Annotated in this window: 19 protein-coding genes, 1 tRNA gene and 2 pseudogenes; 19 read left to right on the plus strand and 3 right to left on the minus strand. The window is 71.7% G+C overall.

The genetic code is table 11. The annotated features are described in order from the left end of the window. Positions 1-495: 495 nt before the first annotated feature. From IE273_RS10545 to IE273_RS10560, 4 genes and pseudogenes are all read left to right on the plus strand, one after another. Positions 496-828, plus strand: a pseudogene (locus IE273_RS10545) (alpha/beta fold hydrolase); the annotation flags it as partial. 58 nt (positions 829-886) lie between these two features. After that, a pseudogene (locus IE273_RS10550) lies at positions 887-2,040 on the plus strand (ABC transporter substrate-binding protein). A gap of 124 nt (positions 2,041-2,164) precedes the next feature. Then, positions 2,165-2,611: an SRPBCC family protein gene (locus IE273_RS10555; protein ID WP_189814871.1), complete on the plus strand. Its 447-nt coding sequence runs from the start codon at positions 2,165-2,167 to the stop codon at positions 2,609-2,611. A 39-nt stretch (positions 2,612-2,650) separates the two neighbouring features. Further along, a tRNA-Val gene (locus IE273_RS10560) sits at positions 2,651-2,722 on the plus strand. A gap of 55 nt (positions 2,723-2,777) precedes the next feature. Here the strand turns inward: IE273_RS10560 and IE273_RS10565 are convergent. Then, positions 2,778-3,503, minus strand: a complete 726-nt coding sequence (locus IE273_RS10565) for a 3'-5' exonuclease (RefSeq protein ID WP_189814872.1) — start codon at positions 3,501-3,503, stop codon at positions 2,778-2,780. Between the two features lie 168 nt (positions 3,504-3,671). Between IE273_RS10565 and IE273_RS10570 the strand changes: the two genes are divergently transcribed. The 4 genes from IE273_RS10570 to IE273_RS10585 all read left to right on the plus strand — a co-directional run bounded on the left by IE273_RS10570 (position 3,672) and on the right by IE273_RS10585 (position 8,259). After that, a complete protein-coding gene (locus IE273_RS10570) occupies positions 3,672-4,238 on the plus strand; it encodes a DUF4365 domain-containing protein (RefSeq protein ID WP_189814873.1) in 567 nt (188 codons plus the stop codon). Then, positions 4,235-5,452 carry a hypothetical protein gene (locus IE273_RS10575; protein ID WP_189814874.1) on the plus strand — a complete coding sequence of 406 codons (1,218 nt, stop codon included), beginning with the start codon at positions 4,235-4,237 and terminating at the stop codon, positions 5,450-5,452. Before IE273_RS10570 ends, IE273_RS10575 begins: the two co-directional genes overlap by 4 nt. 114 nt (positions 5,453-5,566) lie before the next feature. After that, on the plus strand, positions 5,567-7,543 hold the full coding sequence (gene thrS, locus IE273_RS10580) for a threonine--tRNA ligase (RefSeq protein ID WP_189814875.1): 1,977 nt from the start codon (positions 5,567-5,569) through the stop codon (positions 7,541-7,543). 152 nt (positions 7,544-7,695) lie between these two features. Beyond that, positions 7,696-8,259, plus strand: a complete 564-nt coding sequence (locus IE273_RS10585; protein ID WP_189814876.1) for an HIT family protein — start codon at positions 7,696-7,698, stop codon at positions 8,257-8,259. 143 nt (positions 8,260-8,402) lie between these two features. Here IE273_RS10585 and IE273_RS10590 read toward each other — a convergent pair whose 3' ends face one another. Further along, the gene (locus tag IE273_RS10590) at positions 8,403-10,049 is read right to left on the minus strand and encodes an AbeC-like domain-containing protein (RefSeq protein WP_189814877.1); all 1,647 of its coding nucleotides are present in this window, start codon (positions 10,047-10,049) and stop codon (positions 8,403-8,405) included. A gap of 211 nt (positions 10,050-10,260) precedes the next feature. Continuing rightward, positions 10,261-12,462 (minus strand): elongation factor G-like protein EF-G2, encoded by a 2,202-nt coding sequence (locus IE273_RS10595; protein ID WP_189814878.1) that lies wholly within the window; start codon positions 12,460-12,462, stop codon positions 10,261-10,263. Between the two features lie 310 nt (positions 12,463-12,772). Between IE273_RS10595 and pgsA the strand changes: the two genes are divergently transcribed. The 11 genes from pgsA (at position 12,773) to yajC (ending at position 21,850) form a co-directional block, all read left to right on the plus strand. Beyond that, positions 12,773-13,438, plus strand: coding sequence for a phosphatidylinositol phosphate synthase (gene pgsA / locus IE273_RS10600; RefSeq protein ID WP_189814879.1), 666 nt, complete (start codon positions 12,773-12,775; stop codon positions 13,436-13,438). After that, positions 13,435-14,343, plus strand: a complete 909-nt coding sequence (locus IE273_RS10605) for a phosphatidylinositol mannoside acyltransferase (RefSeq protein ID WP_189814880.1) — start codon at positions 13,435-13,437, stop codon at positions 14,341-14,343. The genes pgsA and IE273_RS10605 overlap by 4 nt, the downstream gene beginning before the upstream one ends. Then, on the plus strand, positions 14,340-15,503 hold the full coding sequence (locus tag IE273_RS10610) for a glycosyltransferase family 4 protein (protein WP_189814881.1): 1,164 nt from the start codon (positions 14,340-14,342) through the stop codon (positions 15,501-15,503). Before IE273_RS10605 ends, IE273_RS10610 begins: the two co-directional genes overlap by 4 nt. Positions 15,504-15,787: 284 nt before the next feature. Beyond that, a complete protein-coding gene (locus IE273_RS10615; protein ID WP_189814882.1) occupies positions 15,788-16,330 on the plus strand; it encodes a LemA family protein in 543 nt (180 codons plus the stop codon). 115 nt (positions 16,331-16,445) lie between these two features. Then, positions 16,446-17,351, plus strand: a complete 906-nt coding sequence (pdxS, locus tag IE273_RS10620; RefSeq protein ID WP_014671557.1) for a pyridoxal 5'-phosphate synthase lyase subunit PdxS — start codon at positions 16,446-16,448, stop codon at positions 17,349-17,351. 13 nt (positions 17,352-17,364) lie between these two features. Beyond that, the gene (gene pdxT, locus IE273_RS10625) at positions 17,365-17,964 is read left to right on the plus strand and encodes a pyridoxal 5'-phosphate synthase glutaminase subunit PdxT (protein ID WP_189814883.1); all 600 of its coding nucleotides are present in this window, start codon (positions 17,365-17,367) and stop codon (positions 17,962-17,964) included. 65 nt (positions 17,965-18,029) lie between these two features. Further along, on the plus strand, positions 18,030-18,782 hold the full coding sequence (locus IE273_RS10630) for a YebC/PmpR family DNA-binding transcriptional regulator (protein ID WP_189814884.1): 753 nt from the start codon (positions 18,030-18,032) through the stop codon (positions 18,780-18,782). A 124-nt stretch (positions 18,783-18,906) separates the two neighbouring features. Beyond that, positions 18,907-19,446 carry a crossover junction endodeoxyribonuclease RuvC gene (gene ruvC / locus IE273_RS10635; protein WP_189814885.1) on the plus strand — a complete coding sequence of 180 codons (540 nt, stop codon included), beginning with the start codon at positions 18,907-18,909 and terminating at the stop codon, positions 19,444-19,446. After that, complete coding sequence (gene ruvA / locus IE273_RS10640) at positions 19,443-20,048, plus strand: Holliday junction branch migration protein RuvA (protein ID WP_189814886.1); 606 nt, start codon at positions 19,443-19,445, stop codon at positions 20,046-20,048. The genes ruvC and ruvA overlap by 4 nt, the downstream gene beginning before the upstream one ends. 25 nt (positions 20,049-20,073) lie before the next feature. Further along, positions 20,074-21,168, plus strand: a complete 1,095-nt coding sequence (gene ruvB, locus IE273_RS10645) for a Holliday junction branch migration DNA helicase RuvB (RefSeq protein WP_189814887.1) — start codon at positions 20,074-20,076, stop codon at positions 21,166-21,168. Positions 21,169-21,346: 178 nt separating this feature from the next. Then, positions 21,347-21,850 (plus strand): preprotein translocase subunit YajC, encoded by a 504-nt coding sequence (yajC, locus tag IE273_RS10650; RefSeq protein ID WP_189814888.1) that lies wholly within the window; start codon positions 21,347-21,349, stop codon positions 21,848-21,850. Positions 21,851-21,857 lie beyond the last annotated feature (7 nt).

The following is a 21,857-nucleotide window of genomic DNA, read 5'->3' on the forward strand; positions in this document are numbered from 1 at the left end:
TCTGCGACCAGCAGGTGGGCCGTCGGCGTACGCGCGCCCTGTCGGCGGCGGGTGCGGGGCGGCTGGGCCGGCCCAGGACTCCGCCGCCCGCGCGTTGTGCCCAAACGGCAACAACTCTCGTGCCCGCCCGGTCACCCACCGGATCATCGTCAGGCGGGCCCGACCGGCAGCCAGGCGCCGGTCGTCGGACACCGGCCGGCCCGCGCACACCGTCACGACCGGCGGCCCGCACCCCGGGGACGGCCGCCCGACGCCGACGCCGACGTCCGGCCGGCTCCGTCACCGACCGTACGTCCCGACCGAAGCCCGTCCCCGTCATCCGACCGCGGGCCCTGACCGCCTCCTCGGCTCCGCCGGCTGAAGCCCCTCCGCCGGCCCGCTCAGCCCTCGCATCAGGACCTGCACCAGGCAGGACCACACCGGCACCACCAACACCGCAGCTCCGGCCCACCCAGGCACCCCACCACCAGGAGGCCCCGTGCCACCCAGCACGCCGTGCAGCAAGGCAACCAGGGTCCGCTCGTGCTGCTCCTGCACGGCTTCCCGGAGTCCTGGTACGCCTGGCGTCACCAGTTGCCGGTGTTCGCCGCCGCCGGTTACCGAGCGGTGGCGATCGACGTGCGTGGTCACGGCCGTTCGTCCAACCTGGAGCCGGTGGACGCGTACGGGACGGCGGACAACGTCGCGGTGGTGGAGGCGCTGGGTGAGCGGTCCGCGGTGGTCGTCGGGCACGACTGGGGCGCGTCGATCGCCGCCGTATCGGCGCTGACCAGGCCGGACGTGTTCCGGGCCGTGGGCCTGCTGAGCGTGCCGTACACCCCGCCGGGGAGGAGTTCTACGTCTCGTACTTCCAGCCGAGGAGCGGGCCAAGAAGGTCAACCAGAGCATCAAGCTGTTCGAGGAGAAGTACCCGAAGGTCAAGGTCAAGACGGACTTCCAGACGTACCAGTCCTTCTGGGAGAAGTTCCAGACACAGGCCGCCGGCGGAAATCCCCCGGACGTTTTCCAAAACGCCGTCACATTCCTTGGGAAGTACGACAAGCGAGGAATTCTCCTCGATCTCACGTCGCAGGTGCAGGCCGGAAATCTGAGCCTGGATCACTTCCGCGAGGGCGTCACGAAGGTCGGCGAGGTCGACGGCAAGCAGCACGGCGTTCCCGTCGGCTCCAACACCATGGCGCTCGTCATCGACAAGAAGGTCTTCCGGAAGGCGGGCGTCGAGCCGCGGCCGGGCTGGGCCTGGGACGAGCACTTCAAGGCCCTGAAGACCATCCACGACAAGACGAAGGTCCCCGGGGACACGGGCTACTTCGCCATCATGTACCTGTACGACCTCTACCTCCGCCAGAACGGCAAGGCGTTCTTCACCGACGACGGACTCGGCTTCGACACGTCCGACCTGACGGAGTGGTGGACCGACGGCTACAACCGGGTCAAGGTCGGCCACGTCACCGACCCGAAGGTCGTCTCCCAGGACCAGCCCAAGTCCTCGCTCTCCGCCGGTCACGGCGCCTCGGAGTTCACCTGGGACAACTTCGCCGTCCGCTACTCCGCGGAGGGCGACAGCGAGTGCGGCCTGGCGCCGATCCCCACCACGGACGGCAAGAAGACCGGCCAGTACCTCGCCTCCCTGATGTTCAGCGCCAGGCCCACAAGCCCGCCGACGCGGTCAACAAGGAGATCGCGCAGTACGGGGAGGACACAGCCAAGTCCGGTGTCCTCGGCACGATCACCCCGCACCCCTCCGGTGCCGACACCATCGAGGCCGCCTTCCTGCTGTTCTTCCAGGGCCACTCGCCCCTCGACGCCTACGCCGCCGTACAGACCGGCGACGCGGCCCTCGCCAAGCGCGCCTGGGCCGAGTTCTACGGCTCCGACGGCTACACCGAGTCCTCCCCCTGGAAGACCGGGAAGCTGACCGGACCGGCCACCCCGGTCGAAGGGAGCGAGGCGGCCTGGGTGTCCACCGACGACACCGCCCTCTACGGCCTCGCCGCCATCGAGGACCTGGCCCTGCTCGGCGACGAGATGCCGGCCTGACCGGGACCGGGGGAGCGCCGTCGCACGGGCGGCGGCGCTCGCGCCCCCAGTCTGACGCCGGCCGCGGCCCGGCGCATGAGTACCCGTACTCATATGCCCGCGCGCCTTCGCGCACACTCGACGCATGGACTGGAACCACTACCACTTCCGCAGCGTGTGGCCCCTGCCCGCCCCGCCGGCCACCGTGTACGCGGCACTGGAGCGGGCCGAGGACTATCCCCGCTGGTGGCCACAGGTGCGGGCGGTGACCCGGCTGGACGACGAAACCGGTGTGATCACCATCCGGTCCGCGCTGCCGTACGCCCTCACGTCCACCGTGCGGGCGACCCGCCGGGACCAGGCCGCCGGGGTCCTGGAGGTCACCCTGTCCGGCGACATCGACGGCTGGGCCCGCTGGACGGTCACCCCCGGCGACCCCGGCACCCTCGCCCGGTACGACCAGGAGGTCCGCGTCCGCAAGCCCCTGCTCAGGCGGCTCGCCGTACCGGGACGGCCGCTCTTCCGCCTCAATCACCGGCTGATGATGCGGGCCGGACGGCGCGGACTGCTGCGCCACCTGGAAGCGGTTTGAACGAACCGCGCCGGGACCTGTATTGTTCAGTGCGTTCCCGGGCGATTAGCTCAGTGGGAGAGCGCTTCGTTCACACCGAAGAGGTCACTGGTTCGAACCCAGTATCGCCCACCGGGAAAGGCCGGTCCGCCGTCGCGGGCCGGCCTTCTTCATGCCGCCGGGCCCGTCACGCCGCCGCCGGCAGCTCGGGCCTGAGCGGCCACTCCGTGCTGACGACCTCCTCCGAGCCGCTGCGCGCGAACCACGCCTGCAACCCCCGCGCCTGCGCCGCGTGCCAGTTCGCCTGCAAGGTGTGCAGGTCGGCGGGGGACAGCCGCTCCAGCCGGGCCGCGAACCGGCGGCCCAGCGCCCGTACGACATCCATCGCGGCCAGTGCGTCCGCCGCCGCGTCATGCGCGTCCTGGAGGGTCACCCCGTAGTGCGCGCACAGGTCCGTCAGCGTGCGCCGGCCCTTGCGGTACCGGTCCAGGTGTTTGTCCAGCACCCGCGGGTCCAGCACCCTGAGCGGCGCCGACTCGAACCAGCGGTCCAGCGACGACGCCCGGTGCCGGCGCAACTCCCGGTCCAGCAGCGTCAGATCGAACGGCGCGTTCATCACCACCAGCGGCCGGCCCAGCGCCGTGTGCTCGGCCAGCTGCTCGGCTATCTCGTACATCACCGGGGCCGGCCAGCGCCCGTTGTGCTGCACGTGCTCCTCCGTCAGCCCGTGCACCGCCGTCGCCGCCTCCGGCACCGGCACACCCGGGTTCACCAGCCACCGGGTGATCCGGGGCCGGGTCCCCGGCGCGTCCTGGACGACGACGGCGGCCGACACGATCCGGTCGGTCTCCACGTCCACGCCCGTCGTCTCCGTGTCGAAGGCGGCCAGCGGCCCCTCGTACCAGGTCGTCATCGCAACCCAACTCCTCGTTCACCGATGGCAGATGACGTTCCGTCTTCTGCCCGTTTGGTGATACCCGGGCCGTTTGCGCCGTACGCCGGGAGGAGACAACAGGAGTACGGGTCTTTGCAGTTCAGCGGCCCACAGCGGGGAAACCCTTGCCTTGGAAGGCTGTTGGTCATGGCCATAGCGCAGCCCGAGCGGGGCGGGCTGCTGCCCGAACGTCCGGGCCACCTTCGCGGCTCGCTCGCCATCACCGCCTGCATGGAGACATTGCAGGTCGGCTATCTGCACGCGGTCGCCGCCGCGGCCGGCTGCTCGCTGTCCCAGCCCTTCCCGGACAACGGCATCGACTGGCACGTCAGCCACAGCGCGCCCGGACACACCGTCGACGACGAGGTCACGATCAAGGTGCAGCTGAAGGCCACCTACCAGATCGCGCCGAACCCTCCGGGGCGCTCCTTCTCCTTCACCCTCGACAACGACCACTTGCGCAAGCTCGCCCGCACCCCCGTCTCGGTGCACAAGATCCTGGTCGTCATGCTCGTGCCGCGCTCCCAGGGCGACTGGCTGCGCGCCGGCCACGACCGCCTCGACCTGAGGCACTGCTGCTACTGGATCAACCTCGCCGGCCAGCCCATCACCGGCCGGAACCGGACCACCGTGCGGATACCGACCTCGCGCATCTTCGACGACCGGGCGCTCTGCGAGATCATGACGCGGGTCGGGACGGGAGGCAGACCATGAGGAACCGTCCCTGTGACGAGCCGGTACGGCAGGTCCGGCCGCACCCCGACGACCTCCCCTGGGACCGGCCGCCCGAGCCCGCCGACGTCGACCCCGCCGTGTTCGGCGCCCTGCTGCGCCGGCACGGCTGGCAGCGGCGCGGCGGAGCACCCGGCCGGTACGGCCGCTGGACCCCGCCCGGACCGGGCGGCGGCGGAACCAGCCTGCTCGTCCCCGAGAGCCGCGCCTTCCCCGACAGCGACGACCTGATCGGCGAGGCCCTCGACGCCCTCGCCCGCAGCCACACCCCCTCCGCGCGCGAGGTCCTGATCTCCCTCGCCGTACCCAGCGACGAGGTCCGCTGGTGGCGCGACACCCCGGGCGGGCCCGCCGGCGCCGCCCCCTGGACCGCCGACGACGACCTGCGCGGCGCCGCCCGGCACCTGCTGCTCGCCGCCGCGCTCGCCACACGCGCGCGTGCCGGCTACTACGGCGCCCGGCACCGCCGCTCCGCCGCCGCCCTCCTGGACGACGTCCTCGTCGGCCCCGCCGCCGAGGGACGCACCCTCACCGCCTTCGTTCCCGTGAGCGCCGGCCGCCCCCTCGCCGTCCGCCTCCACCAGGCCCTCCACGCCGCCCGCGAGGCCATCGACTACCGGCGGGCCACCGGCGGCATGGACGCCTTCGACGGCGCCGTCGAGGCCGGCGTCAGCCGGGAACTCACCGAGGCGCTCGCCGCCCTCGTCCGCGGCACCGAGGGCGCCCGCGTCGCCGTCGCCTGGGCCCCCGGCACCGGCGCCCCCGCGGGCTGCGCCCCCTCCGCCGAACCCGTCGAGTTCTCACCCGGCGACCTGCCCGCGCTCCACGAGGCCGCCGCCCGCTACCTCCGCGCCGAACCCTCCGTCCCGGTCAGCGTCACCGGCGCCGTCGTCCGCATGCGCCGCTCCGGGCCCGGCGGCGCGGGCACCGTACGCCTGCGCGTCCTCGCCGGCGCCGACGTCCCGCACGTCCGCGTCACCCTCGACGAGGAGGACTACCGCATCGCCGGCCACGCCCACCTCGTCGGCCTCCCCGTCCGCGTGCACGGCCGGCTGGAGCGCCGGGGCGGCTTCCGCAGGCTCACCGGCGCCTCCGGCGTCGTACCCGTGCAGGTCGACGAGGCCGAGCGGGACCGGCTGCTGAAGTCCCTCCAGGAGAACCTCGACTTCTTCGAGGAGGCGTGCGGGGAAGCGTGAGCGAAGGGCGACCGAGGGTGACCGTTTCGCGGTCGGTGCCGTCGGGTCGGTACGATCGCCTGTGCGCGCGCTCCTGGTATGGCGCCGCACCCCACCTTCAGTCAGGAGAGACCGGTGTCAGACGTCCGTGTGATCATCCAACGCGATTCCGAGCGGGAAGAACGCGTGGTGACGACGGGCACTACGGCCGCCGACCTCTTCGCGGGCGAGCGCTCGATCATCGCCGCGCGCGTGGGCGGCGAGCTGAAGGACCTCACCCACGCCCTGTCCGACGGTGACGAGGTCGAGGGCGTCGAGATCGCGTCCGAGGACGGCCTGAACATCCTGCGCCACTCCACCGCGCACGTCATGGCGCAGGCCGTGCAGGAACTCTTCCCCGAGGCCAAGCTGGGCATCGGCCCGCCCGTCAAGGACGGCTTCTACTACGACTTCGACGTCGAGAAGCCGTTCACGCCCGAGGATCTCAAGGCCATCGAGAAGAAGATGCAGGAGATCCAGAAGCGCGGGCAGAAGTTCGCCCGCCGTGTCGTCACCGACGACGCCGCGCGCGAGGAGCTGGCGGACGAGCCGTACAAGCTGGAGCTGATCGGCCTCAAGGGCTCGGCCTCGCACGACGACGGCGCGGACGTCGAGGTCGGCGCCGGCGAGCTGACGATCTACGACAACCTGGACGCCAAGACCGGCGAGCTGTGCTGGAAGGACCTGTGCCGCGGTCCGCACCTGCCCTCCACCCGGCTGATCCCGGCGTTCAAGCTGATGCGCAACGCGGCCGCCTACTGGCGCGGCAGCGAGAAGAACCCGATGCTCCAGCGCATCTACGGCACCGCCTGGCCGTCCAAGGACGAGCTGAAGGCGTACCTGGACTTCCTCGCCGAGGCCGAGAAGCGCGACCACCGCAAGCTCGGCTCCGAGCTGGACCTGTTCTCCATCCCCGAGCAGATCGGCTCCGGCCTGGCCGTCTTCCACCCCAAGGGCGGCATCGTCCGCCGGGTCATGGAGGACTACTCGCGGCGCCGCCACGAGGAAGAGGGCTACGAGTTCGTCTACACCCCGCACGCGACGAAGGGGAAGCTCTTCGAGACGTCCGGGCACCTGGACTGGTACGCCGAGGGCATGTACCCGCCCATGCAGCTCGACGAGGGCGTGGACTACTACCTCAAGCCCATGAACTGCCCGATGCACAACCTGATCTTCGACGCGCGCGGCCGGTCGTACCGCGAACTGCCACTGCGCCTCTTCGAGTTCGGGACCGTGTACCGGTACGAGAAGTCGGGCGTCGTGCACGGCCTGACCCGGGCGCGGGGCTTCACGCAGGACGACGCGCACATCTACTGCACCCGTGAGCAGATGTCCGACGAGCTGGACAAGACGCTCACCTTCGTCCTCGGCCTGCTGCGCGACTACGGTCTGACCGACTTCTACCTGGAGCTGTCCACCAAGGACCCGGAGAAGTTCGTCGGCTCCGACGAGGTCTGGGAGGAGGCGACCGAGACCCTGCGCCAGGTCGCCGAGAAGCAGGGCCTGCCCCTCGTCCCCGACCCGGGCGGTGCCGCCTTCTACGGCCCTAAGATCTCCGTCCAGGCCAAGGACGCCATCGGCCGGACCTGGCAGATGTCGACGATCCAGCTCGACTTCAACCTGCCCGAGCGGTTCAACCTGGAGTACACGGGCCCGGACGGCTCCAAGCAGCGCCCGGTCATGATCCACCGCGCGCTGTTCGGCTCCATCGAGCGCTTCTTCGCCGTCCTGCTGGAGCACTACGCGGGTGCCTTCCCGGCGTGGCTGGCCCCGGTCCAGGCGATCGGCATCCCGATCGGCGACGCGCACGTGGAGTACCTGCACACGTTCGCGACCGCGGCCAGGAAGCGGGGGCTGCGCGTCGAGGTGGACTCCTCCTCGGACCGCATGCAGAAGAAGATCCGCAACGCCCAGAAGCAGAAGGTCCCCTTCATGGTCATCGCGGGCGACGAGGACATGTCGAACGGCTCGGTGTCCTTCCGCTACCGCGACGGCTCGCAGGAGAACGGCATCCCGTTCGACGAGGCCATCGCGAAGATCGCCAAGGTGGTCGAGGAGCGGACCCAGGTCTGAACCGCCTGAGCGCCCAGGCCCCCGGGACCACCGTCCCGGGGGCTTTCCCGTCCTCCCCGCGCCGCGTACGGCGGTCGTCGTCCACCGGCCAGGCTCGGCCGGGAGGTGTCGGCACCCCGCCCCGGCGACACGCCGGGAAGGGGTGAAGCCATATGCTGCCTAGCATGACGAGTGAGCCGGAGCAGCAGATCGGAGTGGGGACGCAGGACGCGTTCCAGCGCCTGTGGACGCCCCACCGGATGGCCTACATCCAGGGTGAGAACAAGCCGACCGGCCCCGGAGCCGGCGACGGCTGCCCCTTCTGCTCGATTCCGGCCAAGTCGGACGAGGACGGGCTGATCGTCCGGCGCGGTGAGCATGTGTACGCGGTGCTCAACCTGTACCCGTACAACGGCGGCCACCTGATGACCGTGCCCTACCGCCACGTGGCCGACTACACGGAGCTGACCGGGCCGGAGACCGCCGAGCTGGCGGAGCTGACCAAGCAGGCGATGACCGCCCTGCGGACCGCGTCCGGCGCCCAGGGGTTCAACATCGGCATGAACCAGGGCGGGGTCGCGGGGGCCGGTATCGCCGCGCATCTGCACCAGCACATCGTCCCGCGCTGGGGCGGCGACACGAACTTCATGCCGGTCGTGGGCCACACGCGGGTGCTGCCGCAGCTCCTGGCGGACACCCGGAAGATGCTGGCGGAGGCGTGGCCGTCGGCGGTGTGAGCCCGTCCGGCGTGAGCTCGTCCGGCGGGTGAGGACGAGGCCGTCCTCGGCCGATGCGGGGATCTGGGGGCCGCAGCCCCGGTGGTCGAAGCCCCCCGGTGGTCGAAGCCCCACGCCCCCGCACCGGCCGGACCGCCGGAGGACTACGCGTCGTAGACGTCGGCCTTCTTCGGCATCGGGTCCTGGACGTTGCCGCTGAGGAAGGCGGAGCGGGCACCGAACTTCTCCGTGTTCACGCCGTTCTCCTCCAGGAGCTTGATCGCGGCGGAGTGGACCACGCGCAGCACCGGTGTGGCCGCGCGCAGCGCGTCGTCGGCCATGAAGCGGTGGCGCCACGGCTGGTCGGCCCAGGCGTGCCGCAGGCCGAACGGCTCGGGCAGGCCGAGGGAGCCGCCGAGCCAGTTCAGCAGCGGCGGGTACCAGGTCAGCGGGGCGCGTACGGCGAGCCGTACCACCTCGTCGGTGGTGACCAGCGGCAGCTTGATCGTGCGGTTCTCCCAGGGCTTGAAGGACTTGGCGACCTCCTTGGTCGGCGCCTCCGGCTTGCCGGTGAACAGCGAGTTCACCGGTCCGAGGGCGTGCCCGGTGACCTCGATGCGCAGCGTCTCGTGCAGCACGGTGACGGTGATCAGCATGGTGATGACCAACTGCCCGTCCCAGAGGGTCCACTGCACGCCCAGGTAGTGCCGGTCGCCGCTGCCGAACTGCTGCTTGTTGCAGATGTCCTGTATGGCGTGCGGCTTGACCTGGAAGGCCTCGACGTCGGTGCCCTCGGGCCGGGACACCGCCGTGGCCTTCTCGCCGATCGGGGTGACGATCCAGTGCCGTATCGACGGCTTGGGGAAGCCGCCGGTGTTCAGCGGGCCGCGCTCCAGGAGGGACAGTTGGTCGTGGATCGCGCGTACGACGTCCCAGCTGCGGAAGGGGTGGATCTCCCGGCCGGGGTCGGCGGGCACGAGGTCCTCGGCGAGTTGCCAGGCCCCCCAGCGGGTGCCCATGCCGAGTATGCCCTTGGGGCCGGCGTAGAAGACCGAGTTCGACTGCTGCTCGGCGCTCAGCCGGGCCAGTGACTGGCGCAGCGCCTCCGCGGCGGTCTGGCCGGGCCCGCGCGGCACGGCCTCCGGGACCTTGGCGCCGACGCTGGTGCCGGAGAGCAGGCCGTCCCAGCGGGCCCGCAGGTCCTTGGCGGTGCGCTCGCAGATCTGCTTGGCCCAGAACCAGCCGAGCACGGGGACGACCACGGCCGCGCGGGCGTACCAGGCCCAGAAGCCGGAGAACGGCATCTTGATCAGGAACAGCGCGGCGAGCAGACCGACGCCCAGCAGGAGCGCGGTGGCCAGTGTCCCGGCCCGCTTGTCGTCGCGCTTCGCGACGAGGGTGCGCAGCTGGAAGACGAGCAGCCAGCCGATCATCCCGGGCAGGAAGAGCAGACCGCAGACGACGGTGATGGTGGTCAGGCGGTTGTCGCGCTCCCGGCGGATGTTGTTGGCGGCCAGGGCGTGTTCGACGACGAACTGCGGTTCGGAGCCGAAGGACTGGATGAGCGGCTTGCGGCCGGGGGCGAGCATCCGGTCGACGAGGGCCCGGGAGAACGCCTCACCGAGATTGGGCCGGAACATCTTCATCCGGCCGGGCTTCACGGTCGACTGGTGCCACTCGTTGTCGGCCTTCTTGATCTCCTCGATCGGGCTGTCCCGGTACGCCGCGGAGGCCAGTGCGGAGGTCGCCGCCTGTCCCTCGTCGCCCGAGACGGGTACCTGGGGCCCGTCCCACTCCGTTCCAAACGACATTCCCGCCCCCATCGCCGCCGGTGCCGTTCCTGCGGCCTTCCCGACTTCCCTGCTCCGCACACCTGTTGGACCGGCCGTCGTGCCGACACCGGTCGGCTGCCGGTCGGTTGCCGCACGACGGCACCAGGTGATCAGCGTATCCGCCCGCACCGACAACGTGGGGGCGGACGGCCGAAGCCGCCCGCCCGTGCGCCGGTCGTGCGCCGGTGTACTACGCCTCGTCCCCGGCCTGTTCGCGGACGCGTTCGGCGATCTGCGGCGGCATCGGCTCGTGCCGGGCGTAACTCCGGTCGAAGCGGGCCGTGCCGTGCGAGAGCGAGCGCAGGTCGACGGCGTACCGCCCGATCTCGAACTCGGGCACCTCGGCGCGGATCAACGTCCGTCCCGTGCCCACCTGTTCGGTGCCGAGCAGCCGGCCGCGACGGCTGGAGAGGTCGCTCATCACGGCGCCCACGTAGTCGTCGCCGACCAGGACGGTCACCTCGGCGACCGGCTCCAGCAGATGGATCTTGGCGTCCGCCGCGGCCTCGCGCAGCGCGAGCGCGCCCGCCGTCTGGAAGGCGGCGTCGGAGGAGTCCACCGAGTGGGCCTTGCCGTCCACCAGCGTGACCCGCACGTCGACCAGGGGGTAGCCGGCGGCGACGCCCTTGGCGGCCTGGGCGCGCACGCCCTTCTCGACGGAGGGGATGAACTGGCGGGGCACCGCGCCGCCGACCACCTTGTCCACGAACTCGATGCCCGAGCCGCCCGGCAGCGGTTCGACCTCGATCTCGCAGATGGCGTACTGGCCGTGGCCGCCGGACTGCTTGACGTGCCGGCCGCGCCCGGCGGCCCGGGTCGCGAACGTCTCCCGGAGGGAGACCCGGTGCGCGACGACGTCGACCTGGACGCCGTAGCGGCTGCGCAGCCGTTCCAGGGCGACGTCGGCGTGGGCCTCGCCCAGACACCACAGCACGACCTGGTGGGTGTCCTGGTTCTGTTCCAGGCGCATGGTCGGGTCCTCGGCGACCAGCCGGGACAACCCCTGGGAGAGCTTGTCCTCGTCGGCCTTGCTGTGCGCGTGGATGGCGAGCGGCAGCAGCGGGTCGGGCATCTGCCAGGGCTCCATCAGGAGCGGGTCGTCCTTGGCGGAGAGGGTGTCGCCGGTCTCGGCGCGGCTGAGCTTGGCCACGCAGACCAGGTCGCCGGCGACGGCGTGGGTGACCGGGCGCTGCTGTTTGCCGAAGGGCATGGACAGGGCGCCGACCTTCTCGTCCACGTCGTGGTCCTCGTGCCCGCGGTCGGCGAGACCGTGCCCGGAGACGTGCACGGTCTGGTCCGGGCGCAGGGTGCCGGAGAAGACGCGGACCAGCGAGATCCGGCCGACGTACGGGTCCGAGGAGGTCTTGACGACCTCGGCGACCAGCGGGCCGTCCGTGTCGCACGGCTTCAGCTCGCGCGGCTCGCCGTCGATGGTGGTCACCCCCGGCAGCGGGTGCTCGAACGGGGTCGGGAAGCCGCGCGTGACCAGCTCCAGCAGCTCGACCGTGCCGAGGCCCTGCCTGGCGCCCTCGGCGGCGGGGGCGGCGGCCAGCACGGGGAAGAACGCACCGCGTGCCACGGCCCGCTCCAGGTCCTCGATCAGCGTTTTGACCTCGACCTGCTCGCCGCCCAGATAGCGGTCCATGAGGGTCTCGTCCTCGCTCTCCGCGATGATCCCCTCGATGAGCCGGTTGCGGGCCTCCTCGATGCCGGGAAGCTGGTCCTCGCCGGGCTCGGACTCCTTGCGCTCCCCGGTCGAGTAGTCGAACAGCTTCTGCGACAGCAGTCCGACGAGCCCGGTCACGGGCGCGTGCCCGTCGGGGCCCTCGGGGCCGCGCAGCGGCAGGTACAGGGGCAGGACGGCGTCGGGGTCGTCACCGCCGAAGGCCTCCGCGCAGGTGCGCGTCATCTCCTCGAAGTCCGCGCGCGCGGCTTCCAGGTGCGTGATCACGATCGCGCGGGGCATGCCGACCGCCGCGCACTCCTCCCACACCATCCTGGTCGAGCCGTCCACGCCGTCGGAGGCCGAGACGACGAACAGGGCCGCGTCCGCCGCCCGCAGACCGGCCCTCAGCTCACCGACGAAGTCGGCGTACCCCGGGGTGTCCAGCAGGTTGACCTTGATGCCGTCCCATTCGACGGGCACCAGGGAGAGCTGTACCGAGCGCTGCTGCCGGTGCTCGATGTCGTCGTGGTCGGAGACGGTGCCGCCGTCCTCGACGCGCCCCGCCCGGTTCACCGCCCCCGCGGTCAGCGCGAGGGCCTCCACGAGGGTCGTCTTTCCCGAGCCGGAGTGGCCGACCAGCACCACATTCCGTACGGACGCGGGTCGGTCGGCCGCCAGAGCCCTGCCGGCGGCCCCGGGGTGGTGTGTCTGTGCCTTGTCGCCCATGATCCTGCCTCCCGTGCACGGTGAGGGTGGGCGCGGACACGCGGGATCCGCGTGTGCGGCGGCTCCGGCGACGCCCGCGGTTATTCGAGCTTTCCACTCCCGTCACGTCGCGTCCATACGAAGGACCGCGACGGATGCGCAGGGTGCGCGCGCGGCACCGATCGCGTCACGCACGCCCCCGCGCGCGACGGCACGCGCCGGTTCCCGGCGCGGCTGTGGGTGCCCGCCCGTCACGCACACGCGCGCGTGGCTACGATGGGCCAGCCGGCGGTCACCAGGGGCCGCGGCGACACCGACCGTCGGGAAGGCCATGCTGAACAAGTACGCGCGTGCATTCTTCACGCGTGTCCTCACACCGTTCGCCACGTTTCTCATCCGCCGGGGCGTGAGCCCCGACACGGTCACGCTCATCGGCACGGCCGGGGTGGTCGCGGGGGCGCTGGTCTTCTACCCCAGGGGCGAGTTCTTCTGGGGCACGGTCGTGATCACTCTGTTCGTCTTCTCCGACCTGGTCGACGGCAACATGGCCCGCCAGCTGGGCCGATCCAGCCGCTGGGGCGCCTTCCTGGACTCCACCCTGGACCGGGTCGCCGACGGAGCGATCTTCGGCGGTTTCGCGCTCTGGTACGCGGGCAGCGGGAACGACAACGTGCTGTGCGCGGTGTCGATCTTCTGCCTCGCGAGCGGCCAGGTGGTGTCGTACACCAAGGCGCGCGGCGAGTCGATCGGGCTGCCGGTCGCCGTCAACGGGCTCGTCGAGCGTGCCGAGCGGCTGGTGATCTCGCTGGTCGCGGCCGGTTTCGCGGGCCTGCACAAGTTCGGCGTGCCGGGCATCCAGTGGCTGCTGCCCATCGCCCTGTGGGTCGTCGCCATCGGCAGCCTGGTCACGCTGATCCAGCGGGTCGTCACCGTCCGCCGCGAGTCCGCCGAGGCGGAGGCGGCGGCCCGGCAGAACACCAGCGAGGCGACGCAGTGAGCGCCGCCGACCGGCTCACCGACACGCTCTACGGGCTCGGCTGGAGCACCGTCAAGAAGCTCCCCGAGCCGGTCGCGGTGCGCCTCGGCCGGACCATCGCCGACCTCGCCTGGAAGCAGCGCGGCAAGGGCGTCCAGCGGCTGGAGGCCAACTACGCGCGCGTGGTGCCGGGCGCCACGGCGGAGCGGCTGGCGGAGCTGTCCCGCGCGGGCATGCGCTCCTACCTGCGCTACTGGATGGAGTCCTTCCGGCTGCCGGCCTGGAGCGCCGAGCGCGTGCGGACGGGCTTCGACCCCAAGGACGTGCACCACCTGACCGACGGCCTCGCCGCCGGCCGGGGCGTGATACTCGCCCTGCCCCACCTGGCCAACTGGGACCTGGCCGGCGCCTGGGTCACCACGGAGCTGAAGACGCCGTTCACGACGGTCGCCGAGCGGCTGAAGCCCGAGACGCTGTACGACCGGTTCGTCGCCTACCGCGAGGGCCTCGGCATGGAGGTCCTGCCGCACAGCGGCGGCTCCGCCTTCGGCACCCTGGCCCGCAGGCTGCGCGACGGCGGCCTGGTCTGCCTGGTGGCCGACCGCGACCTGTCCGCCTCCGGCGTCGAGGTCGACTTCTTCGGCGACACGGCCCGGATGCCGGCCGGACCCGCCCTGCTGGCCCAGCAGACCGGCGCGCTGCTGCTGCCCGTCACCCTCTGGTACGACGACTCGCCCGTCATGCGGGGCCGGGTGCATCCGGCGATCGAGGTCCCCGAGTCAGGCACCCGGGCCGAGAGGACGTCTGTCATGACACAGGCGCTGGCCGACGCCTTCGCCACCGGGATCGCCGACCACCCGGAGGACTGGCACATGCTCCAGCGGCTGTGGCTCGCCGACCTCGACCCCGCGAAGGGACCCGCGTGAGAATCGGGATCGTCTGCCCGTACTCCTGGGACGTGCCCGGTGGCGTCCAGTTCCACATCCGTGACCTCGCCGAGTACTTCCTCCGGCTCGGCCACGAGGTGTCCGTCCTCGCCCCGGCCGACGACGACACCCCGCTGCCGCCGTACGTCGTCTCGGCCGGCCGCGCGGTCCCGGTGCCGTACAACGGCTCGGTGGCCCGGCTGAACTTCGGCTTCCTGTCGGCCGCGCGGGTGCGGCGCTGGCTGCACGAGGGCGCCTTCGACGTGGTGCACATCCACGAGCCGACCTCGCCCTCGCTCGGCCTGCTGACCTGCTGGGCGGCGTCCGGCCCGATCGTGGCCACCTTCCACACCTCCAACCCGCGCTCGCGCGCCATGATCGCCGCGTACGCGATCCTCCAGGCCGCGCTGGAGAAGATCAGCGCGCGGATCGCGGTCAGCGAGTACGCCCGCCGCACCCTGGTCGAGCATCTCGGCGGGGACGCGGTGGTCATCCCCAACGGCGTCGACGTGGACTTCTTCGCCGAGGCCGAGCCCAAGCCGGAGTGGCAGGGCGACACCATCGGCTTCATCGGCCGCATCGACGAACCCCGCAAGGGCCTGCCGGTCCTGATGCGGGCTCTCCCGCGCATCCTCGCCGCCCGCCCCGGCGCCCGGCTGCTGGTCGCCGGCCGCGGCGACGAGGAAGCGGCCGTCGAGGACCTGCCGAAGGAACTGCGCTCCCGCGTCGAGTTCCTCGGCATGATCAGCGACGAGGACAAGGCGCGGCTGCTGCGCAGCGTCGACCTGTACGTCGCCCCCAACACCGGCGGGGAGAGCTTCGGCATCATCCTGGTCGAGGCGATGTCCGCGGGTGCCCCCGTGCTCGCCTCCGACCTGGACGCGTTCGTGCAGGTCCTCGACCAGGGCGAGGCCGGCGAGGTCTTCACCAACGAGGACGCCGACGCGCTGGCCGAGGCGGCCGTACGGCTGCTGGAGGACCCGGCCCGCCGTATCCGACTGCGCGAGCGCGGCAGCGCCCATGTGCGGCGGTTCGACTGGTCCACGGTCGGCGCGGACATCCTGTCCGTCTACGAGACGGTGACGGCGGGCGCGGCAGCGGTGGCCGCGGACGAACGGACGACGGGCCTGAGGGCCCGCTTCGGGCTGGCGCGGGACTGAGCCGCGGGTCCCGCGGTTCCGGGTGGCCTTGGGCGTCGGCGGGCGCGGTTCGGGCCGAGCTCGGACTGACTTGGCGCGGGGCCGTACCGGCGTGCCCGGAGTCGTGCGGGGCGGCGGGAGCGGGTCGCGGTCGTGCGGGTCGGCCCGGAGCCGGTGGGGGACCGTGCGGGGCGGCGGCAGTGCGGCGCGGTCGTACGGGCCTGTCCCGAGCCGGTGCGAGGCCGTGCCCGGTGGGGGTGGTACTGGCGCGTAGGAGCGGTCCGCGCAGCCGATAGCCTTCCGGCGTGACCGCAACCCTCATCTGGATCCTCGTCGCGCTCCTCGCCGTCGGCGTGTACCTCAGCTGGACGGCCGGGCGGCTGGACCGGCTGCACGTGCGGATGGACGCCGCCCGGGCCGCGCTCGACGCCCAGTTGCTGCGGCGGGCCTCCGTGGCGCAGGAACTGGCGACCTCGGGCGTGCTGGACCCGGCCGCCTCGATCGTGCTCTACGAGGCCGCGCACGCGGCCCGGCAGGCGGAGGAGGAGCAGCGGGAGGTCGCCGAGAGCGAGCTGAGCCAGGCGCTGCGGGCGGTCTTCGAGGACCCGGCGCAGGTGGAGGCCGTACGGGAGGCCCCCGGCGGCGAGGAGGCTGCCCGTGAGCTGGCCGAGGCCGTCCGCAGGGTGCCGATGGCCCGCCGCTTCCACAACGACGCCGTGGGGGCCGCCCGCAGACTCCGCGAGCACCGCAAGGTCCGCTGGTTCCGGCTGGCCGGCCACGCACCCTTCCCGCTGGCCTTCGAGATGGACGACGAGCCGCCCGCGGCTCTGGCCGAGAGGGCCGCCTGACCGACGGGCGGACCAAAAGGATCCACCGGCTTGTCATTGGCCCTTGCTGTGGCCTGGTCCACTCACGTTTCCTCGTCGGTGCAGAAAACCCTCTTCCCCTTCAGTGAGGTCACCCGTGTCCACCATCGAGAACCAGGCTCCCGAGACCGGCACCGCCCGCGTGAAGCGCGGCATGGCCGAGCAGCTCAAGGGCGGCGTGATCATGGACGTCGTCACGCCGGAGCAGGCGAAGATCGCCGAGGACGCGGGCGCCGTCGCCGTCATGGCCCTGGAGCGGGTCCCGGCCGACATCCGCAAGGACGGCGGAGTGGCCCGCATGTCCGACCCGGACATGATCGAGGGCATCATCGACGCCGTCTCGATCCCGGTCATGGCCAAGTCCCGCATCGGCCACTTCGTCGAGGCCCAGGTGCTCCAGTCCCTCGGCGTCGACTACATCGACGAGTCCGAGGTGCTCACCCCGGCCGACGAGGTCAACCACTCCGACAAGTGGGCCTTCACCACCCCCTTCGTCTGCGGCGCCACCAACCTGGGCGAGGCCCTGCGCCGCATCGCCGAGGGCGCCGCGATGATCCGCTCCAAGGGCGAGGCCGGCACCGGCAACGTCGTCGAGGCCGTCCGCCACCTGCGCCAGATCAAGAACGAGATCGCCCGTCTGCGCGGCTTCGACAACCACGAGCTCTACGCCGCCGCCAAGGAGCTGCGCGCCCCGTACGAGCTGGTCAAGGAGGTCGCCGAGCTGGGCAAGCTCCCGGTGGTGCTGTTCTCCGCCGGTGGCGTGGCCACCCCGGCCGACGCCGCCCTGATGCGTCAGCTCGGCGCCGAGGGCGTCTTCGTCGGCTCCGGCATCTTCAAGTCCGGCGACCCGGCCAAGCGCGCCGCCGCCATCGTCAAGGCCACCACCTTCTACGACGACCCGAAGATCATCGCGGACGCCTCCCGCAACCTCGGCGAGGCCATGGTCGGCATCAACTGCGACACCCTCCCCGAGACCGAGCGCTACGCGAACCGCGGCTGGTAAGGCACTGGAACCCATGAACACCCCCGTCATAGGCGTCCTGGCCCTCCAGGGCGACGTACGGGAGCACCTCATCGCCCTGGCCGCGGCCGACGCCGTGGCCAGGCCGGTGCGGCGCCCCGAGGAACTCGCCGAGGTCGACGGCCTCGTCCTGCCCGGCGGCGAGTCCACCACCATCTCCAAGCTGGCCATCCTGTTCGGCGTGATGGAGCCCCTGCGCGCGCGTGTGCGCGCCGGCATGCCGGTCTACGGCACCTGCGCGGGCATGATCATGCTCGCCGACAAGATCCTCGACCCGCGCTCGGGCCAGGAGACCATCGGCGGCATCGACATGATCGTGCGCCGCAACGCCTTCGGACGGCAGAACGAGTCGTTCGAGGCCGCGGTCGACGTCAAGGGCGTCCCGGGCGATCCTGTGGAGGGCGTCTTCATCCGCGCCCCGTGGGTGGAGTCCGTGGGCGCCGGGGCCGAGGTGCTCGCCGAGCACGACGGCCACATCGTCGCCGTACGCCAGGGCAGCGCGCTCGCCACGTCGTTCCACCCGGAACTGACGGGCGACCACCGCGTGCACTCCCTGTTCGTCGACATGGTGCGCGCGCACCGGACACCGGAGTAGGACGAGAGTCCTTGTAGGATCTCTGGCGTTCGTATCTGGATGGGTTACGCGAAGGAGACAGGCAGATGTCCGGCCACTCTAAATGGGCCACGACGAAGCACAAGAAGGCCGTGATCGACGCCAAGCGCGGCAAGCTCTTCGCGAAGCTCATCAAGAACGTCGAGGTCGCGGCGCGGATGGGCGGCGCGGACCCCGAGGGCAACCCGACGCTGTACGACGCCATCCAGAAGGCGAAGAAGTCGTCGGTCCCCAACAAGAACATCGACTCCGCGGTCAAGCGCGGCGCGGGCCTGGAGGCCGGCGGCGCCGACTACGAGACGATCATGTACGAGGGCTACGGCCCGAACGGCGTCGCGGTGCTCATCGAGTGCCTCACCGACAACCGCAACCGCGCCGCCTCCGAGGTCCGCGTCGCCATGACCCGCAACGGCGGCTCCATGGCCGACCCGGGCTCGGTGTCGTACCTGTTCAACCGCAAGGGCGTCGTCATCGTCCCCAAGGGCGAACTGACCGAGGACGAGGTCCTCATGGCCGTCCTGGACGCGGGCGCCGAGGAGGTCAACGACCTCGGCGAGACCTTCGAGGTCCTCAGCGAGGCCACCGACCTGGTCGCGGTCCGCACCGCCCTCCAGGAGGCCGGCATCGACTACGACTCCGCCGAGGCCAACTTCGTCCCGACCATGCAGGTCGAACTGGACGAGGAGGGCGCGAAGAAGATCTTCAAGCTGATCGACGCGCTGGAGGACAGCGACGACGTGCAGAACGTCTTCGCCAACTTCGACGTGAGCGACGAGATCATGGAGAAGGTCGACGCGTAACGCCCACAGCTGGCTGACCGGGCCGACGGGACACCCCCGTCGGCCCGTCGCGTTGTACGGCGTTGTCAGTGGCACCCGATAGCCTGCACGAACAAGCGACGGGGTGACCGGAGGGAGGGCGCGCGTGCGCGTACTGGGGGTGGACCCCGGGCTGACCCGGTGCGGGGTCGGTGTCGTCGAAGGGGTCGCGGGCCGTCCGCTCACCATGGTCGGCGTCGGGGTCGTCCGGACCCCCGTGGACGCCGACCTCAGCCACCGGCTGCTCGCCGTGGAGCAGGGCATCGAGCAGTGGATGGACGAGCACCGCCCCGAGTTCGTCGCCGTGGAGCGCGTCTTCAGCCAGCACAACGTGCGCACGGTCATGGGCACCGCCCAGGCCAGCGCCGTCGCCATGCTGTGCGCCGCCCGGCGCGGCATCCCCGTCGCCCTGCACACCCCCAGCGAGGTCAAGGCCGCCGTCACCGGCACCGGGCGCGCCGACAAGGCGCAGGTCGGAGCCATGGTGACCCGGCTGCTCCGGCTCGCCGCGCCGCCCAAGCCGGCCGACGCCGCCGACGCCCTCGCGCTCGCCATCTGCCACATCTGGCGGGCCCCCGCCCAGAACCGGCTCCAGCAGGCCGTCGCCCGGCACGCAGTCCACGCAACGAAAGGCCGTACGGCATGATCGCCTTCGTCAGCGGCACGGTCGCCGCGCTCGCCCCCGACGCCGCGGTCGTCGAGGTCGGCGGCGTCGGCATGGCCGTCCAGTGCACCCCGAACACGCTGTCGGCCCTGCGGATCGGCCGGCCGGCCAGGCTGCACACCTCCCTCGTCGTCCGCGAGGACTCGCTCACCCTGTACGGCTTCGCCGACGACGACGAGCGCCAGGTCTTCGAACTGCTCCAGACCGCGAGCGGCGTCGGCCCGCGCCTGGCCCAGGCGATGCTCGCCGTGCACACCCCGGACGCGCTGCGCCGCGCGGTCGCCACCGGTGACGAGAAGGCCCTCACCGCAGTCCCCGGCATCGGCAAGAAGGGTGCCCAGAAGCTGCTGCTGGAGCTGAAGGACCGGCTCGGCGCGCCCGTCGGCGCCCCCGCCGTCGGCGCACCCGTCAGCCAGGGCTGGCGCGACCAGCTGCACGCGGCCCTGATCGGCCTGGGCTACGCCACCCGCGAGGCCGACGAGGCGGTCGCCGCCGTCACCCCGCAGGCCGAGGCCGCGGGCGGCACGCCCCAGGTCGGGCAGTTGCTGAAGGCCGCCCTGCAGACCCTGAACCGCGCCCGCTGACCTGCGCCACCGCTAGGAGAACTTCGTGAACTGGGACGACACGACCGACGGCGCCGCCGAGGAGCGGTTCGTCGGGCCCGCCGAGGAGCGGCTGGTGGGCTCTGTCGCCGACCGGGAGGACCAGGCCGTCGAGGCCGCCCTGCGCCCCAAGGACCTCGGCGAGTTCATCGGCCAGGAGAAGGTCCGCGAACAGCTCGACCTCGTCCTGCGCGCCGCACGCGCGCGCGGCGCCACCGCCGACCACGTGCTGCTCTCCGGCGCGCCGGGCCTCGGCAAGACCACCCTGTCGATGATCATCGCCGCGGAGATGGGCGCCCCGATCCGCATCACCTCCGGCCCCGCCATCCAGCACGCCGGCGACCTCGCCGCGATCCTCTCCTCCCTCCAGGAGGGCGAGGTCCTCTTCCTGGACGAGATCCACCGCATGTCCCGGCCCGCCGAGGAGATGCTGTACATGGCCATGGAGGACTTCCGCGTCGACGTCATCGTCGGCAAGGGCCCCGGCGCCACCGCGATCCCGCTGGAGCTGCCGCCGTTCACCCTGGTCGGCGCCACCACGCGCGCGGGCCTGCTGCCGCCGCCGCTGCGCGACCGCTTCGGCTTCACCGCGCACATGGAGTTCTACGAACCGCACGAGCTGGAGCGGGTCGTGCACCGCTCGGCGACCCTGCTGGACGTCGAGATCGAGCCGGACGGCGCCACGGAGATCGCCGGCCGCTCCCGGGGCACGCCCCGCATCGCCAACCGCCTGCTGCGCCGGGTCCGCGACTACGCGCAGGTCAAGGCCGACGGGCTGATCACCCGCGACATCGCGGCCGCCGCCCTCGCCGTGTACGAGGTGGACGCGCGCGGCCTCGACCGGCTCGACCGCGCGGTCCTCCAGGCCCTGCTGAAGCTGTTCGGCGGCGGGCCGGTCGGCCTGTCGACCCTCGCCGTGGCGGTGGGGGAGGAGCGGGAGACCGTCGAGGAGGTCGCCGAACCGTTCCTGGTCCGCGAGGGTCTGCTCGCCCGCACCCCGCGCGGCCGGGTCGCCACGCCGGCGGCATGGTCGCATCTCGGCCTCACCCCACCGCGCTCGTCCGGTGCGGGAAACGGACAACAGGACCTGTTCGGGGCGTGATGGTCACCGCTCGGCGAGGGCAATGGTGCGGGCAGGAACCCAGGTGCCATGCTGAGCGTTGTTCCATGCGAGCGGACTCGCTTAGACTCCGCCGATGCCGCCCTTGTGGGCGGTGCCGACCACACCCCCATCCAACAGGCCGCTCACCCGCGCGGTCGCGCGAAGGAAATTCCGTCCCGTGAATGCCTATACCCTTCTCCCGTTCATCGTGCTCATCGCGGCGATGTTCCTGATGACGCGTTCGGCCAAGAAGAAGCAGCAGCAGGCCGCCCAGATGCGGAACGAGATGCAGCCCGGCTCCGGTGTCCGCACGATCGGGGGTATGTACGCGACGGTCAAGGAGGTCAACGAGGACACCGTCCTCCTCGACGCCGGACCGGGCGTCGAGCTTCTCTTCGCCAAGAACGCCATCGGCGCCGTCCTCACCGACGACGAGTACAACCGCATCGTCCACGGCGTCGAGCACGACCTCAAGTCCGACGGCGGCCTCGTCCCGGACGACGCCTCCTCCCTCACCGAGACCGACGAGACCGACGGGCCTGCCGCCGCTGCCGCCGCCTCCGACGACAAGATCGACCTCGGTAAGAAGGACGCCGCCGAGGACGCCGACGCGGCCGGTGCCGCCGACGCCAAGGCGGAGGACGAGCCGAAGAAGACCGACGGCGACTCCGACGCGAAGTAGTCACGCC

Origin of the sequence: Streptomyces olivaceoviridis (assembly GCF_014650115.1) — a bacterium.
GTDB classification, from domain to species: domain Bacteria; phylum Actinomycetota; class Actinomycetes; order Streptomycetales; family Streptomycetaceae; genus Streptomyces; species Streptomyces olivaceoviridis.